We start from the raw sequence: 15,671 nt of genomic DNA, 5'->3' as shown, positions 1-15,671 counted from the left end.
GGCGCTCTACATTCGGGAGATGTATTTGCGGTCGCGCGTGTCGATGCGGATGCGGTCGCCGACCTTGATGAAGATCGGCACTTGGACGGTCGCCCCGGTCTCGACCTTCGCCGGCTTCGTGAGGTTGGTCGCTGTGTCGCCGCGAAAGCCGGGCTCGGTCTCGACGACTTCCAACTCGATGTGGTTAGGCAGCTCTGCGCCGATCACGCGTCCGTCGTGGAACTGAACGCTGACGACCATGCCTTCTTTGAGCAGGTCGGAGCCCTCCCCCAGCATGTCGCGGGCGAGCACGACCTGCTCGTAGTTCGATTGATCCATCAGATGGAACTCATCGCCGCTTCCATACAAGTACTGCATGTCGCGCGTGTCGATAATGGCGCGCTGCAGCATCTCACCGGCGCGAAAGGTCTTCTCGAGCACGTTGCCCCGGATCACGTTCTTCAAACGCGTGCGCACGAACGCCGAGCCCTTACCGGGCTTCACGTGCTGGAAATCCACCACGGTCCAGATCTGACCATCGACGATGATGCTGATGCCGGTGCGAAAATCGTTCGAAGAGATCATGCGGCTACGTTTTGGCTCCTATGCGCAGTTCGCTGCCGTCGAGAAGGCGGTGGATATTCGCCCGGTGCTGCCACACCACGAGGATCAGCGTCACGACGGCGTAGGCGACGTACGCGAGCGGCTGTGCGAAGACCAAGAGGGCGATGGGCACCGACACGGTGGCCAGCAGCGATGCCAAGGACGAGTAGCGGGTGATGAGCGCCGTTGCCAGCCAGACGACCGCCCACACCAGCGCGGCCGGGAACGACAGGATCACGATTACGCCCAAGCTGGTCGCCACGCCTTTCCCGCCCGAGAATTTCAAAAAGCAGGACCAGTTGTGTCCGACGATCGTCGCAAGCCCTACCGCAGCGACGGCCGCCGGCGAGCGATGCAACAAGAAAAGCGCGCCGGCGGTGGGAGCGATGCCTTTGACGACATCACCCAGCAGCACCAGCACCGCGCCGACTTTGCCCAACGCGCGCAGCGCATTGGCGGCGCCGATATTGCCGCTGCCGACCGAACGCGGATCGACTCCGAAGAATCCGCGCCCCACCAGAATCCCGATGGGGATCGAGCCGACGAGGTACGCGCCGACGACCAGCGCGACATCGAGAAGCGCGGGCATCGTCACGCGCGCTCGCTCCCGGCCTTATCCAAGATCGCGTCCTCCGCTTTGGTGGCGTCTTGCCGCACGCGCGGCCGGAACACCAAACTCAGCGGCGTTCCCACGAACCCGAACGCGTCGCGCAGCGCGTTTTCGATGTGGCGCTGGTAGGAGAAGTGCAGCAGCCTCGGGTCGTTCACGAAAAACACGAATTCAGGCGGCGCTACGCCCGCTTGCGTCACGTAATAGAACTTCAATTCGCGGCCGCGGAACATGGCCGGTGGATGCACTCGGAAGACATCGCGCACGACCTGATTGAGTTTTGCGGTCGTGACGCGCTTGCGCCGCTCGTCGAACAGCGACGCTGCGCTCCCCCAGATCTTGTGCAGCCCTTTTTTGGTCAGCGCGGAGCCATACAGGATCGGCGCGTAGGGGGCGAATGCGAAGTCTTGACGCAGGGCCGCTTCGATCTCTTTGCGATCGAATTTCGCGGCATCGATGAGGTCCCACTTGTTCACCAAAATCGCGAGCGCCTTGCCCTGCTCGACCGCGAGACCGGCGATGCGCCGATCCTGCGCGGTCACGCCGACTTGAGCGTCGATGAGCAGCAGCACGACGTCGCTGCGGCCGATCGCCGCCACCGCGCGCAGCGAGCTGTAGTAATCCAACGGCGCGCCGCCATAGTTGTCGTGCCGGCGCAGCCCGGCCGTGTCGATCAGGACATACTCGCGTTCGCCGTGGCTGATGGCGGTGTCGGTCGCATCGCGCGTGGTGCCCGGTTCAGGCGATACCACGGCGCGCTGCCTGCCGAGCAGCGCATTCACGAGCGACGACTTTCCGACGTTTGGTTGGCCCACGATCGCGAGATGAATCGTGCGATCGTCACCTTCGGGTTCGACGTCGCCCGCCGGCGGCAATTTCGCCGCGATGGCATCGAGCAGGTCGCCGCTCTGCAGCCCATGGATCGCCGAGACGCCGAACGGCACGTCAAAGCCCAACCCGCAGAACTCGTAGATCGCCGCATCGGTGGCGGGCGATTCGACCTTGTTGGCGACCAGCAGCACTTTCTCGCGCTGCGGGCGCAGCAGCGCGGCGACGTCGACATCACCCGGCATCACCCCGGTCTGCGCATCGACGACGAAAACGATCGCGTCTGCTTCTTGGATGGCGATCTCTGCTTGGACGCGCGTCTGCGCGGCCAGATCCTCGACGCGCCCCGTCTCGATCCCGCCCGTGTCCACCAGCGTGAAGGTGCGGCCGGCCCACTCCACGGGCGCGTACAGGCGGTCGCGCGTCACGCCGGGGGTCGGGTCGACGATCGCTTGACGTTGACCGACGAGGCGGTTGAACAGCGCGGACTTGCCCACGTTGGGACGTCCAACGAGCGCGACGATAGGCGTTGCGGACACGATGTAGGTTGATTCGGCACGCGGGTCGCATCTCCCGGCACAGGGAGGTTCGTGCATGCTTCAACTCGCGATCGTGGTCGCACTCGCCCTACGCTCTGCGATGTTGTTCGCGAGCCCTTCGCCTACAGCGGCTCCGTCAGTCAGCGTGGCACCCACTGCCGCACCCACCGCGACGCAACTCCCTTCGCACGGGGGCGCGTTTGTCACCACGCTTCCGGAAGGCGCCGAGGTGTGGGTGGATGGTCAGTACGCCGGGCGTTCGCCCACGTACATCGATCTGCTGACGCCCGGCAAACATGCCTTCACCGTCTCGCGCACGGGTTGGCAAGCGCAGACCGCATCGACCGACATCGCGGTCGGGCACGTCACCATGATCGCATTGGTCCTCGAGAAGGCGACGCGCGCGCCCGCGCAGGCGAGCAAGGGGGAAGGGGCGCTTTTCGTTCGCGGTTCACCCGCGGGCGCGAGCGTGTTCGTGGACGGCTCGAAAATCGGAACTCTGCCCGTTGCCGGCGCCGTGAAAGTGAAGGCGGGGTTTCATATCGTGTCGGTCGTGCCCAAGAGCGGCGCTCACCTGCTGCGCGCGGTGGAGGTGTATCCTGATACGACGACCTCGATCGCCGTGAACCTCGCGTCCGCGCGTTCCAACCCCGAGGCGGAGGAGATCCTTGCGCCGGCAAGCAGCTTCTTGCCGCCGGAAGCGATCGCGCGGTCCGGCGACCAGATCACGATCCATTATCGCGGCGTCCAGGTCAAGTGCAGGATCGGGTCGCGCTCCTACACCTACAACGGCAAAGCCGGTACGCTCGAGATATCACCGGCCCTCGTCGCAGGCAAGCTCTACCTGCCGCAATCGCTGCTGCAAAAGATCAAGGGCGTGAAGTGAGCGCCACCACGCGGGGAACCTCAAGCGGTCGGCGCGAACCAGGCCGGCCAATGGCTTCCATCTATCTGCAGACATTCGGCTGCCAGATGAACGTCGCCGATTCAAACGGCTTGGCCCATCAGGCCTGGTCGATGGGCTGCACGTTCGCCAAGCAGCCTGAAGACGCCGACATCATCATCATCAACACGTGCGCCATCCGCGAAAAGGCTGAACTGCGCGTCTACGGTCGCCTCGGCCAGCTCAAGGTCCTCAAAGAGCAGCATCCGCAGACGAAACTGCTCGTCGCCGGTTGCCTCGCGGAAAAAGACCGCAACATCATGCAGAAGAAGGCGCCGTTCGTCGACGCGCTGCTCGGTCCGCGCGAATACAAGCGTTTCAAAGCGCTGCTCGGCGAATGGGGCGTGCCCACCGACGCGCCGCCCCCCGGCACCGACTTCGTCATGCCCTCCGCCGAGGACGATCCGGCGCACGACGCCGCCCTTGAGTTCGCGCACCTGCGCGCGCTCGTGAACATCACGCGCGGCTGCGAGAAATTCTGCACCTACTGCATCGTGCCGTACACGCGCGGCCCGCTTGAGAGCATCGACCCCGACGAGATCGAAGCGCAGGTGCGCCGCGAGATCCGCTGCGGCGCTCGCGAGATCACGCTGCTCGGCCAAAACGTCAACTCGTACTTGTGGGAACCCACGGGGCTCGACTTCGGCGATCTGCTGCTGCGCATCGGCTCCATCGAAGGACTCCAGCGTCTCACCTTCATCACCTCGCATCCGAAGGACTTCGGACCGAAGGTCGTCGACGCGCTGGCGCAATTGCCCAACGTCTCGCCGCGCCTGCACCTGCCGGTGCAATGCGGCAGCAACTCCGTGCTCGCTGCAATGGCGCGGTTGTATACGATTGAAGAATACTTGGACAAGATCGCGTACTTCCGGGAGCGCCTCGCAGGCTGGGCGCTGACCACCGACCTCATCGTCGGCTACCCCACCGAAAGCGAGGATGATTTCCTCAAGACGCTCGACATCGTGCAGCGCGGCACGTTCGAGCAAGCGTTCATCTTCGCGTTCTCGCCGCGCGCGGGCACGCCGGCTGCGAGCATGACGCCGCAAGTGCCGCCGGAAGAGAAGATCCGGCGCCTGCAGGCGGTCAACGCGGCGCAGAACGAAGCCACGCGGCGCTTCCACGAGTCGTTCATCGGCGAGACGCTCGAAGTGCTGGCGCAAGGCCCCTCCAAGAAAGATCCTTCGAACATGGCCGGCAAGAGCGGGCACAACGTGACGGTCATCTATCCGCGAACGGACGCCACCGCGCACGCGCCGGTCGCGCGCGTCGCGATTGATCGCGCCTTCAACTGGGGCCTCTCCGGACAGGTGGCCTAAAGGTTCGCAAGAGCGCACGCGGTGCGCGGGCCCCGCACCAAGATCGCGACGCCGCCGGCACGGCGGAAAATGGCCACGCGCTGGTCGCGGCCGAAGAGGCGACCGCCAGCTCACCGCTCATCGCGCAATATGTCGCGCTGAAAGCGCAGTATCCCGAGGCCTTGATGCTCTCGCGCGTCGGCGATTTCTACGAAGCGTACGGCGCCGACGCCGAAGACCTGGCAGCTTCAGTTCATATCATCCTCACCTCGAAGGAAGCCGGCAAGGGCCGGCGCGTCGCGATGGCCGGGGTACCGCACCACAACCTCGACATCTACCTCGCGCGGCTGATCAGACAGGCGCGCGTCGTCGCGATCGCCGAGCAGATGGAGCCGCCGGCTCCCAACCGCCTGGTGCGCCGCGAAATCGTTCGCGTCATCACGCCGGGGACGGTGCTCGAAGAGCACCTGCTGGCCGCCGAGCGCAACAATTACCTGTGTGCGATCGCCACCGAGGCCGGCGTGACCGCGGTGGCATCTGCGGATGTCTCCACGGGCTCAGCGAGCGTGTGCGTGGTCGAAAACGACGACGAACTGGCGGCCGAGTTCGATCGCACCGCACCCTCGGAGATCGTGGTCGCCGACGATGCAGACGTCGCGCGCTATCGCCCCTTCGTCTCTGCGCAGTGCCGCATCGCGGTCGCGGAGGTGGAAGATCAAGCGGCGACGCTCGACGGCAGCCAGCTCGAGGAATTCGCGCGCTCGGAACGCCCGGCTGCGAACTCGGCGCTCGAGCTGCTTTCGTCGTACCTGACCTATCTGCGGCTGGACGGCAGGGCGATTACCGCGCGGGCGCGGGCCCGGACCGCGCGCGCCTCGATGATGCTTGATCCGGCGACGCGCCGTCACCTGGACCTCACGAGCGGCAGCGGCGAGAACTCGCGCGCCTCCCTGCTCGGCGTGCTGTCGCGCACCAAGACGCCGATGGGCAGCCGCATGCTGGCGCGCTGGCTGTGCGCGCCGCTCGTGGATGTCGAGCGCATCCGCGCCCGCCACGATCGCGTGGAAGAACTGGTCCTGGCGGCGGCGCTGCGCGTGCGCCTTCAAGAAGCGCTCGCCTCCATCGCGGACATCGAGCGCATCGTTCAAAAAGTTGCGGCGCTGCGCGCGGGTCCGAAAGACTTGGCGGCGCTGCGCGACTCGCTGGAAGCGACGCAAAGGCTCTCCGAGCTTCGCTCGGAACGCTACATGACCGTCGCAGGGCCGCTGGCGGGGCAGCTGCGGGCGGCGCTAGCCGATGATCCGCCGGCGAACCTCGCGGATGGGGGCGCCATCCGGCCCGAACACTCGCCCGAATTGCTCGCGCTGGTGGAGTTGCGCACCAAGACGCGCGAGCATCTCCTGGCACTCGAGGAACGAACGCGCCGGCGCACGAGCATCAAATCGCTCAAAGTCAAGTATACGCAGGCGTTCGGTTATTATTTCGAAGTGACGCGCGCGCACGCCGACAGCGTGCCGGCCGATTTCGTGCGGCGCCAAACCCTGGTCAACGCCGAGCGCTTCGTCAATGAAGAGCTGCGCGCGCTCGAGGCAGAGATCCTCAGCGCGCGCTCGCGCCAGATCGCCGTGGAGCGCGAACTGTTCGACGAACTGGTGGCAACGGTGGCGGCGTCGCGCGATGCGCTGCTCTCGCTCGCCGAAGCCGTCGCGGAGATCGACGTGTATTGCTCGCTTGCGCAGGTGGCCGGCGAGCGGCGCTACGTCCGGCCGGAGATCGTCGAGGCCGATGAAGTGCACGTGGTCGCGGGTCGCCATCCGATCGTCGAGGCGTACGGCGGCGTCGACTTCGTGCCCAATGATTGCCATCTCGACGCGGAGCAGCGCTTCCTCTTGATCACCGGCCCGAACATGGGCGGCAAGTCCACGTACCTGCGGCAAACCGCGCTGCTCGCGATCCTCGCGCAAATGGGCTCCTTCGTGCCGGCGGAGAGCGCGCGCATCGGCATCGTGGAGCGCTTGTTCACGCGCATCGGCGCGGGCGACGACATCGCAGCCGGCCGCTCGACCTTCTACGTCGAGATGGCGGAGATGGCGCTGATCTTGCGCCGCAGTCAGCGCGCGAGTCTGCTGCTCATCGATGAGGTCGGCCGAGGGACCGGCACGACGGACGGCCTGGCCATCGCGCAGGCGGTGTGCGAACACCTGCTTGGTCTCGATGCGGGCATGCCCATGGTGCTCTTCGCGACGCATTTCCACGAACTCGTAAAGCTCTCGAGCGCCTACCCGGTCGTCCAGAACTTGCACGTGGCGGTCGCTGAGGAGCCCGGCGGGCCGGTATTCTCGCACCGCTTGCTGCATGGCTCGAGCAGCCGCTCATATGGGATCGCCGTCGCCAAAATGGCCGGCCTGCCAGCGGACGTCGTGCGCCGCGCGCAAGAAATTGCCGATGATATTGAGGAAAGGCCGGTGAGCTCCGGACCCCCACCGCGGCGCCGCCGGGAAGGCGCTGGACCAGACGATACCCAGCTAAAACTCGTCTAAATTCACTCCTCTTAGGAGAATCGCCCTGAACGCCGCGCGCGGACTGACATTTCCCGTTCTCATCGCCGCGATGCGATGGCTTGCCATCGTCCAAGCGTTGATCGCGCCGCTTGGCGACGCGCTCCCCTATTGGATGTACCCAAGCCTCGTCGGTTACGGGTTGTTGACGAGCGGCATCGCCCTTGGGCCCAAAGTATTCAACAGGGCCCCCGATCGCTCGGAAGACCTTTCGAAAACCACGCTCCTGCTCTTGGTGCTGCTCGACATCGCGGCTGCCATCGCCGTGGCGTACTACTCCGGTTTCAGCGCGCTGATCATGCTAGCCGGGCTCGACGCGGCGGCCCTTCCCGTCGTGACCGCGCTGCTGGCCTTGCTGTTCGCCGCCATGGCCATCGCGGCGATGATGCTGTTCGCGCGCTCCACCGATCTCGCAAGCGCGCTGATGTTCCCGCTATGCACCTCGTTGCTGACGTACGTCGGCGCCGCATACGGGCTGTACGGCAGGCGCCGCGCTGACTATCAGATCATCGCGATCAACAAGGTGCTCGAAGCCGGCTCGGATCTCGGCGTCAAAGTGACGATGCCCGAGGTCTTGACCCAACTCGTGCAGATGATCCGTCAATTCCGAGAGTCGGTGCCGTGGAGCAACGTCGTGGTGTTCATCGCGCGCTTCGACGAGGACGCCAAAGAAGAAATGCTGCACGCCGAAGCGGTGGACGGGGTGTACGCGGACTACTATCGCGGCGCGAGTCTGCGCTTCGGTGAAGGCGTCATCGGCCACGCTGCGATGGAGCAGCGTCCGATCATCGTGGCCGATCTGCAAAAGGATTATCGCGAAACGCATGTCACGAAGCCGCGAGCGGTGCACGGCTGCCTTGCGGTTCCGATCGTGAGCGAACGCGTGACCATCGGCTGCATCGCCCTGACCTCGACGAAAGCCGGCATCTATGGGTTCGATCATCAACGGCTGATCGATCGGCTCGTCCGCCTCGCCGCCGTCGGCATTCAAAACGCGCGCCTGCACACCAAGACGCTGGAGCTCGCCGAAACCGACTCGATGACGGGTCTGCTGACCAACCGCGCATACCAAGAGCGGCTCGAGACGGAGTTCCGATGCGCGCGCACCACGCGTCAATCGCTTTCGCTGCTGATCCTCGACGTGGATTTCTTCAAGCGCGTCAACGACACGTACGGGCACCCGCAGGGTGACGATCTGCTCCGCAAAGTAGGCGAAGTCATCCGCCAGCACGCCCGCAAGGTCGACATCTGCTGCCGCTACGGCGGCGATGAATTCGTCGTGCTCATGCCCGGAACGATCAAGGCTGAAGCGGCGATGGTGGCCTCCCGCATGCGCGAGGCGATCGAGGACATGGATTTCGCCTTGGGCGAGAAGGTCGCCAAAATCACAGCATCGATCGGGGTCGCCGGTTATCCGCAAGACGTCTCCGAGAAGGCCGCGCTCGTGCAGGCTGCGGATTCGGCGATGTACGCGGCGAAGCGTTCCGGACGCAACAACGTGAAGCTGGCCGGCCGAACCGATATGGTTCTTCCCGTCCGCACCTAGATCTGTGGTATGCCGGACTTTAGTCCGGCAAGACATAATCGTGGCGCATGGACGGCCGCGGCGCGATCCGCCAACTCGACGATGCGACCATAGCGCAGATCGCGGCCGGCGAGGTGATCGAACGGCCCGTCTCCGTGGTGAAGGAACTCGTCGAGAATAGCCTCGATGCCGGCGCGACGCACATCGCCGTGGACGTCGAAGACGGCGGCAGATCGCTTATCGCCGTCGCGGATGACGGCGCCGGGATCCCCCGCGAGCAGCTCGCGCTGGCCCTGCAACGCCACGCCACGAGCAAGCTGGCGGCGGCCGCGGATCTCTTCGCGATCCGGACGCTGGGTTTTCGCGGCGAAGGCCTGGCCAGCATCGCCGCCGCCGGCAACGTCGAGATCATCTCCCGTCCCCGCGGCGTGGAGATCGGCGCGCGCATCGAGGCACGAGGCGTCTCCGTCGGCAAGCCAGCGGCGCACGCGGCGCCTCCGGGCAGCAAGGTGACGGTTCGCGATCTGTTCGCGCTCACGCCCGCGCGGCGCGAATTCGTCAAGAGCGCGCGTGCTGAGTTCGCCCGCATCAGCGGGTACTTGAGCCAGGTGTCGCTCGGCTGGCCGCGGGTAACGTTCGTCCTGCGGCACGACGGCCGCGACGTGTGGAGTCTGCCCGCCGTCTCCGATCCGGTCGATCGGCTGGAGATGGTGTTCGGCAAAGGCGCGCGAGGAACGCTGGTGGCGATCAGCGCGCCCGACGTCGCCGGACGGGAAGCGGTCACCGGCTACGTGAGCGCGCCGGGTCACGACCGGACCAATCGCGCGCAACAAGTCTTTTTCGTGAACGGACGCCTGGTGCGCAGCCCGGCGCTCGCCGCGGCGTGGCTTGCGGGCTACGGCGCGTTCGGCATGACCGGGCGTTTCCCGTTCGGCATGCTCGCGGTCGGCTTGCCACCCGAAGACGTCGACGTCAACGTGCATCCCACCAAGATCGAAGTGCGCTTCGCGTACGGCAACGCCGTCTTCGACGCCGTGCGCTTGGCGATCGCGAGCACGCTGCGCGCAGTGGAGCCGGCTCGCGCTCTGCCGATAGGCACGCTCGAAGTCGGCGGCCCCGGGCTGCCGGGTTCGGCCGGCCCCCAAGCGGCGCCCCTCATCTCCGTATTGCCCTCGATTCCCGAATCGTCGCGCAATGAGGTGCGGGTCTACGGGCAGATCGATCGCACGTTCATCGTGGCCGGCGATGCGGATGGCATGATCGTCATCGATCAGCACGCCGCGCACGAGCGGATAGCCTACGAAGCGTTGCTGGAGACCGGGGCCAAAGCCTCAGGCTCTGCACAGAGCGGATCCGCGCAAACGTTGTTTCCGATGGTGGTCGAGCTCACGCCCGCGCAGGCCGCGATTCTGCACGAGCACGACGTCGAATTGCGGGCCGCCGGAGTCGTCATCGAGGAGTTCGGCGAAAGCGGCGCTTACCGGATCGCATCGCTTCCGGCCGGATACGAGCGTCGCCGCTTCGATCTGCCGGGCATCTTGGAAGATCTGGTGGCCGATGACGCGCCGCGGGAAGGCGTCGCGCATCGCAACAGGCTGCTGGCGACGATCGCGTGTCACTCCGTCGTGCGTGCCCACGAGCCGTTGAGCCTGCTCGAGCAAGCGGCGCTGTACGAGCGCTTGCTGCGCTGCGACGATCCGCACACGTGTCCGCACGGCCGCCCGACGATGCTTCGGCTGGACGCATCGGCGCTGGCAAAAGCGTTCCGCCGGACGTAGCCGCGATGTCACCCATCACCGCGCTCGCGGTCTGCGGACCTACGGCTTCGGGCAAGTCCGAGATCGCGTCGCTGCTCGCCGCGGAGATCGGCGCTGAGATCGTCAACGCGGATTCGCGCCAGGTCTACGCGGGCATGCCCATCGGCACCGGTTGGCCGTCCGAGCAAGCGCGCGCCCGCGCCCAACATCACCTCTACGGATTCGTCGACCCCGGCGAGCGCTACAGCGCAGCCAGGTTTGTCAGCGACGCCTCTGCCGCGTGCGAACGCATCGCGCGCTCGGGAAAAATGCCCATCCTTGTCGGCGGCACCGGGCTCTACATCGAAGCGCTGAGCGGAACGATGCCGCTAGACCGAGCCGTGGCGGACGACGAACTGCGCGCGCGCGTCCGCATGGAAGCGGCCGTGCACCCGCACGAGACTTTGCGCGCTTGGCTCGCCGCGATCGACCCGGAGGCAAGCGCGCGCGTCCGGCCGCGCGACGCGTATCGGACGCTGCGCGCGTTGGAGTCCGCGCTCGCGCGCCGTAGTGATAGTCGTAGCCACGGAGCTTTAGCTCCGTGCGTCCCTGTTGCGCTGAAGGTGGTCGTCTTGGAGGTCGATCGAGAGGTGTTGCGCCGGAGAATCGTCACCCGCGTGCGCGACATGTTCCAGAAAGGACTGGCGCAAGAGGCGCAAGCCATCGCCGCGCGCTGGCCCGATTCGCCGGCGCTCAGCGGCCTTGGCTACGCCGAGGCGCTGGCATGGCAGCAAGGTCTCGCGACCTACGAAGAAGCCGTCCGCGCGACGATACGGCGAACGGGTCAATATGCGAAGCGGCAGCAGACGTGGTTCAGGCGGATGTCGGACGCGCTGCGCATCGAGGCGGACGATCCAATCGCGGCGCTCTCCGCGTTGCGAGCTGCGGCAAGGGAAAACGCGACATCGACGTGAACGATGAAGCGTTCTCCATTAGAGAGAGAACTGGAGACGAACACGTGAAAACGCACTTCCCTTTGCAAGACGCATACCTTCTCGCTATCAAGCGAGAGAATGCTCCCGTTACCATCTATCTGCGCAACGGTTTTCAATTGCGCGGCCACGTCCGCGGTTTTGACAATTTCACCATCATCTTAGAGTACGATAACAAACCGCACCTGGTGTACAAGCACGCGGTGTCGACGGTATCGCCGCAAACGCCCGTGCAGTTCACGGGTGGAGAGCTTGCCGCGGCCCAGCGAACGCAAGCGCTGCCGGAATCCGCATCAGGGTCTGCGCCGGCGGCCGCGCCGACGCCCGCGGCCGATGGCGCGACCACTCACCCCGTCGGGAACTAACCGCCCCTAGGCGACAATGCCGACCCTCGCCGTCACTAAAGTTCAAGGGACGGGCAACGACTTCGTCCTGCTCGACAATCCCCGCGGTGCGTCCCACGACTACCCGGCGCTCGCCCGCTTTCTATGCGACCGGCGCTTCGGCATCGGCGCCGACGGTTTGCTCGTGCTGCTGCCCCCTAACGGCGAGGCCGACATCACGCTTCGCATCTTCAACGCCGACGGCAGCGAAGCCGAGAGCTGCGGCAACGGCGTTCGCTGCGTCGCGCGCTATCTCGCACAAGAGCGAGGTGATAACAGCAGGTCGCTCGCGATGGACACCAGTGCCGGCCTCGTGCGCGCGGACTTGCTGCCCGGTGACCTCGTGCGCGTGGACATGGGCAGGCCAAAGGTAGAAGCGTCAGCGTCAGAAGTAGAAGCTCTCGGAAGAACGTTGACCTGTCACGCCGTTTCGGTGGGCAACCCGCACTGCGTCATCTTTGTGGATGAAGATGTGGCCTCGATCGATCTCGCTGCGCTGGCGCAAGCCGTCGATCGCAGCGGCCGATTTCCGGACGGCGTGAACGTCGAGGCGGTGCGCATGGCCAGCGGCGTCGCGCAGGTGCGCGTGCGCGAGCGCGGCGTGGGCGAGACGTGGGCCTGCGGCACCGGCGCATGCGCTGTGGCAGCGGCCGCAATCGTGACGAACCGCGCCACATCGCCCGTGTCGGTGACGCAGCGCGGCGGAACGGTGACGGTCGCGTGGCCGGCGCCCGCCGGTTCAGCCCTCCTGACCGGGCCGGCGCAAGTCGTGTTTCGGACGATCGTGGAGGTGCCCGCGAGCCTTCTGGCTCCTGACGTCCGCGTTGCAACGAGCACGTAAGGGCGCTTCGCGCGCGCCGCGCGCGGTGTTCGCACGCGGCGATGGAAGCGTTCTGGATTGCCCGCAGTATGCGGCGGCCGCCGATGGCGGCGTTCTTCTCACCGCGGCCGCCGCAGACTTCATCCCGATCCCCAAAGGCACGCTGTTGCTGACGCTGCCGGGCCGCTCGCCGCTGGGGTTCGATGCCGGCGAGCGCGTAGCGCTTCACGATTTCGAAGGCGCGCCGATCGACGCCGTCGCGGCCGCCCTGCCCCTGGGCTACACGCGAACGCTCTTGCCGGCGTTCGCAATCCGACGCGATGCGCCGCCGCTGCCGTTGTACGGGTACGCGGCCGTGGCGTGGCACGAAGGCCGGCTCTGCGTCGCCGGGCTGCTCACCGATCAGCTCGAGACGTGGTCGAGCAGCGCGCACGATCCGGAGCCGCTGCGGCGCGCCGTAGCCATGCGCCTGCTCGAGTTTCCAGGCAGCCCGCAGCTGCGCCAGCTCGAGCGCTGCGCGCTCGAATACGGATGCTACACCGCGCAAAACACGTTCTTGCGCCAAGGCGAAGCGGCCATCACGGTCTCTCCCGCCTGCAACGCGCGCTGCATCGGCTGCATCTCGGAACAAGAACCCGAAGCGGGCATCGCAAGCGCGCAAGAACGCGTGCGCGAAACGGCGGCCGCCGATGACATCGCACGGCTCGCGGTCGCGCACCTCGAGAGCGCGACGCACCCCATCATCTCTTTTGGGCAAGGTTGCGAGGGCGAACCCTTGCTCGCCGCACCGCGCATCGCCGCCGCCATCCGAAAGATCCGCAAAACGACGCAGCGCGGCACGCTGCACATCAACACCAACGCCAGCCGGCCTGCTGCGCTTGCGCAGCTCTTGGAGGCAGGGCTCCAATCCGTGCGCGTGAGCCTGAACAGCGCCAGGCCGGCGACGTATGCAGCGTACTACCGGCCGCGCGGCTACGGTTTCGACGACGTGGTGCAATCGCTCGAGGTGGCGCGCCGCGTCGGCGCGTCCGTATCGCTGAACCTGCTGACGCATCCGGGCGTGACCGATGATCCAGACGAGATGCAAGCCTTCGGTGCGCTTCTGCGCGACCACCCGGTGGACATGGTGCAGTCGCGCACGCTCAACGTCGATCCGTCAGTTTATTTTCAAGCGGTCGGGCGTCCGAAAGAGAAGCCCGTCGGCATGCGCGCTTGGTTTGCTTGGCTGCGAAGTGAGTTTCCGCGCGTGCGGGTCGGCAATTTCACACGCGGCTTCGGGTAATGTAGTGCCGGGGCTTTAGCCCCGGTATCAGTTCGCGCCGATCAATTGACGGCGCAATTCCGCGGTCGAGCCGGGCTGGGTGACGATCAGCATCGCGTCGCCCGCGTGGATGGTGGTGTCCGCATCCGGCACGACGACGTCCCCGTTGCGCTCGAGCGCCACGATCACGCAATGGCGCGGCAGCGATAGCTCCGCCAACCTGCGTTCGTTCGCGGGCGAGGAAGAGGGAACGGCAAGCCGCACTAGTTCCAGGTTTCCGCCCTTGAAGCTCATGAGCGGGGCCAGATCGCGCACGTTGACTTCCTGCTGCACCATCTTCATGACGACCTCGGTGCTGCTCACCACCGAATCGATGCCTAATTCCTCGAAGATGACCTTGTTCTTGGGATTGTTGACGCGCGCGATGGTGCGCGGCCGCGTGAAGCGCTTCTTGGTGACCAGACAGATGACGAGATTGTCCTCGTCGTCCCCGGTGTCGGCGACCACCACGTCGGCCCGGTTGGCGCCGGCCTCCTCGAGCACCAGCGGGTCGCAACCGTCGCCTACTTGCGCGATCTCGCAGTTGAGGGTTTGCGAGAGCGCCTGCGCCTTGCGCTCGTTTTTCTCAATGACGACGACTTCGTGCTTCTCCTCGAGCAGTTCGCGCGCGAGGTACGTGCCGAGCTTGCCGCCGCCGACGACGATGATGAACATCAGCGTTTGCCTGCGAGCTGCGGCTCCACGGTCTTGCGGAACTGATCCAAGTACTCCGGAATCACCACGGTCACGACCTTGTCGTCAAGCTCGAGCCGCATGTCGGGCGTCGGCAGCAGGCTTCGCTCCTTGCGCACCACCACGCAGACCTGCGTCTTGCCGGCCACGGTCATGTCCGCCACGCTCTTGCCCGCAAGATTGGCGGTCACGAGGAATTCGATCACCTCGACGTCGTGCCGCTCGAACGGCAGCATGCGAAACGGCTGCTCCACCAACGCGTTCGCCATCAGGTGCGCCCCGACGGTGGTCGGACAGATCGTCGCCACGCCGAAGTCGCGGTACATCGACGAACGCTCGGGATCGTAGATGCGCGCTACCACGCGCTTGATCTTGAAATGCTGCTGCGCGACCAGGGCCGCCATGATGTTGCGGTTGTCGCCCTCGGTGACCGTCGCAAAGCCGTCCGCCTGCTCGGCGCCGGCGCGCTTCAGCACATCGACGTCGATGCCGGTGCCCAGCACCACCTTGCCTTGAAAATTTCGTCCCAATCTCCGAAAAGAGGCGGAATTCTCGTCGACAACGGTGACATCGTGGCCCGCGCGCGCGAGACGCTTCGCCAGCGTGGAACCTACTCGCCCACACCCGACGATAAGATACTTCATCCCAAAAAAACTCCGAAAATGATGACCGCCAACCATGACATCGCTTCGTCGCGCGAGCCGCACTCTCCTCACCCGTGACGCGCAAGTCAAGGAGCGCACGAGCATGCGGGCGAAAACCACGGCCTGGCAACTGCGGGGCGTAGCTCAGCTTGGTAGAGCGCTCGGTTCGGGACCGAGAGGTTCGCAGGTTCAAGTCCTGTCGCCCCGATGTGTTCACCGTGGT

The 15,671-nt window shown here is 65.8% G+C and carries 13 protein-coding genes, 1 tRNA gene and 1 pseudogene; 10 read left to right on the top strand and 5 right to left on the bottom strand.

Annotated elements, in window-relative coordinates; genetic code table 11:
• Positions 1-6: 6 nt before the first annotated feature.
• Genes efp through der form a run of 3 tightly spaced genes read right to left on the bottom strand, consistent with a single transcriptional unit; the run spans position 7 to position 2,559 of the window.
• A complete protein-coding gene (efp, locus tag VN934_02285; protein ID HXM17617.1) occupies positions 7-564 on the bottom strand; it encodes an elongation factor P in 558 nt (185 codons plus the stop codon).
• A gap of 4 nt (positions 565-568) precedes the next feature.
• Positions 569-1,171: a glycerol-3-phosphate 1-O-acyltransferase PlsY gene (plsY, locus tag VN934_02280; GenBank protein ID HXM17616.1), complete on the bottom strand. Its 603-nt coding sequence runs from the start codon at positions 1,169-1,171 to the stop codon at positions 569-571.
• Between the two features lie 2 nt (positions 1,172-1,173).
• A complete protein-coding gene (gene der / locus VN934_02275) occupies positions 1,174-2,559 on the bottom strand; it encodes a ribosome biogenesis GTPase Der (GenBank protein HXM17615.1) in 1,386 nt (461 codons plus the stop codon).
• Between the two features lie 55 nt (positions 2,560-2,614).
• On the opposite strand from der, the gene VN934_02270 reads away from it, so the two are divergent.
• The 9 genes and pseudogenes from VN934_02270 (at position 2,615) to VN934_02230 (ending at position 14,093) form a co-directional block, all read left to right on the top strand.
• Positions 2,615-3,445 carry a PEGA domain-containing protein gene (locus tag VN934_02270; protein HXM17614.1) on the top strand — a complete coding sequence of 277 codons (831 nt, stop codon included), beginning with the start codon at positions 2,615-2,617 and terminating at the stop codon, positions 3,443-3,445.
• Positions 3,446-3,495: 50 nt separating this feature from the next.
• Complete coding sequence (gene miaB, locus VN934_02265) at positions 3,496-4,818, top strand: tRNA (N6-isopentenyl adenosine(37)-C2)-methylthiotransferase MiaB (GenBank protein ID HXM17613.1); 1,323 nt, start codon at positions 3,496-3,498, stop codon at positions 4,816-4,818.
• A complete protein-coding gene (gene mutS, locus VN934_02260; protein HXM17612.1) occupies positions 4,791-7,337 on the top strand; it encodes a DNA mismatch repair protein MutS in 2,547 nt (848 codons plus the stop codon). Before miaB ends, mutS begins: the two co-directional genes overlap by 28 nt.
• Before the next feature lie 70 nt (positions 7,338-7,407).
• The gene (locus tag VN934_02255; protein ID HXM17611.1) at positions 7,408-8,901 is read left to right on the top strand and encodes a sensor domain-containing diguanylate cyclase; all 1,494 of its coding nucleotides are present in this window, start codon (positions 7,408-7,410) and stop codon (positions 8,899-8,901) included.
• Between the two features lie 47 nt (positions 8,902-8,948).
• Complete coding sequence (mutL, locus tag VN934_02250; GenBank protein ID HXM17610.1) at positions 8,949-10,658, top strand: DNA mismatch repair endonuclease MutL; 1,710 nt, start codon at positions 8,949-8,951, stop codon at positions 10,656-10,658.
• Between the two features lie 5 nt (positions 10,659-10,663).
• Positions 10,664-11,590 carry a tRNA (adenosine(37)-N6)-dimethylallyltransferase MiaA gene (gene miaA, locus VN934_02245; GenBank protein ID HXM17609.1) on the top strand — a complete coding sequence of 309 codons (927 nt, stop codon included), beginning with the start codon at positions 10,664-10,666 and terminating at the stop codon, positions 11,588-11,590.
• A gap of 62 nt (positions 11,591-11,652) precedes the next feature.
• A pseudogene (gene hfq / locus VN934_02240) lies at positions 11,653-11,832 on the top strand (RNA chaperone Hfq).
• Positions 11,833-11,989: 157 nt separating this feature from the next.
• Positions 11,990-12,832, top strand: a complete 843-nt coding sequence (gene dapF / locus VN934_02235) for a diaminopimelate epimerase (GenBank protein HXM17608.1) — start codon at positions 11,990-11,992, stop codon at positions 12,830-12,832.
• Positions 12,816-14,093: a radical SAM protein gene (locus VN934_02230; GenBank protein ID HXM17607.1), complete on the top strand. Its 1,278-nt coding sequence runs from the start codon at positions 12,816-12,818 to the stop codon at positions 14,091-14,093. Before dapF ends, VN934_02230 begins: the two co-directional genes overlap by 17 nt.
• A 27-nt stretch (positions 14,094-14,120) precedes the next feature.
• Here the strand turns inward: VN934_02230 and VN934_02225 are convergent, their stop codons facing one another.
• Positions 14,121-14,786, bottom strand: coding sequence for an NAD-binding protein (locus VN934_02225; protein HXM17606.1), 666 nt, complete (start codon positions 14,784-14,786; stop codon positions 14,121-14,123).
• Positions 14,786-15,448, bottom strand: a complete 663-nt coding sequence (locus VN934_02220; protein ID HXM17605.1) for a TrkA family potassium uptake protein — start codon at positions 15,446-15,448, stop codon at positions 14,786-14,788. The genes VN934_02225 and VN934_02220 overlap by 1 nt, the downstream gene beginning before the upstream one ends.
• A gap of 133 nt (positions 15,449-15,581) precedes the next feature.
• Here VN934_02220 and VN934_02215 point away from each other — a divergent pair.
• A tRNA-Pro gene (locus tag VN934_02215) sits at positions 15,582-15,656 on the top strand.
• Positions 15,657-15,671: the final 15 nt, after the last annotated feature.

Source organism: Candidatus Tumulicola sp., from assembly GCA_035601835.1.
GTDB lineage: Bacteria > Vulcanimicrobiota > Vulcanimicrobiia > Eremiobacterales > Eremiobacteraceae > DATNNM01.
The sequence above is the reverse complement of the archived record's forward strand: the minus strand, read 5'-3'. Positions and strand labels throughout refer to the sequence as shown.

Bases quoted from the DNA above. Each gene is read 5' to 3' on its own strand.
- VN934_02255 (HXM17611.1), top strand. From the start codon at position 7,408: ATGCGATGGCTTGCCATCGTCCAAGCGTTGATCGCGCCGCTTGGCGAC.
- dapF (HXM17608.1), top strand. From the start codon at position 11,990: ATGCCGACCCTCGCCGTCACTAAAGTTCAAGGGACGGGCAACGACTTC.
- VN934_02220 (HXM17605.1), bottom strand. From the start codon at position 15,448: ATGAAGTATCTTATCGTCGGGTGTGGGCGAGTAGGTTCCACGCTGGCG.
- VN934_02225 (HXM17606.1), bottom strand. From the start codon at position 14,786: ATGTTCATCATCGTCGTCGGCGGCGGCAAGCTCGGCACGTACCTCGCG.
- mutL (HXM17610.1), top strand. From the start codon at position 8,949: ATGGACGGCCGCGGCGCGATCCGCCAACTCGACGATGCGACCATAGCG.
- miaA (HXM17609.1), top strand. From the start codon at position 10,664: ATGTCACCCATCACCGCGCTCGCGGTCTGCGGACCTACGGCTTCGGGC.
- miaB (HXM17613.1), top strand. From the start codon at position 3,496: ATGGCTTCCATCTATCTGCAGACATTCGGCTGCCAGATGAACGTCGCC.
- efp (HXM17617.1), bottom strand. From the start codon at position 564: ATGATCTCTTCGAACGATTTTCGCACCGGCATCAGCATCATCGTCGAT.
- VN934_02270 (HXM17614.1), top strand. From the start codon at position 2,615: ATGCTTCAACTCGCGATCGTGGTCGCACTCGCCCTACGCTCTGCGATG.
- plsY (HXM17616.1), bottom strand. From the start codon at position 1,171: ATGCCCGCGCTTCTCGATGTCGCGCTGGTCGTCGGCGCGTACCTCGTC.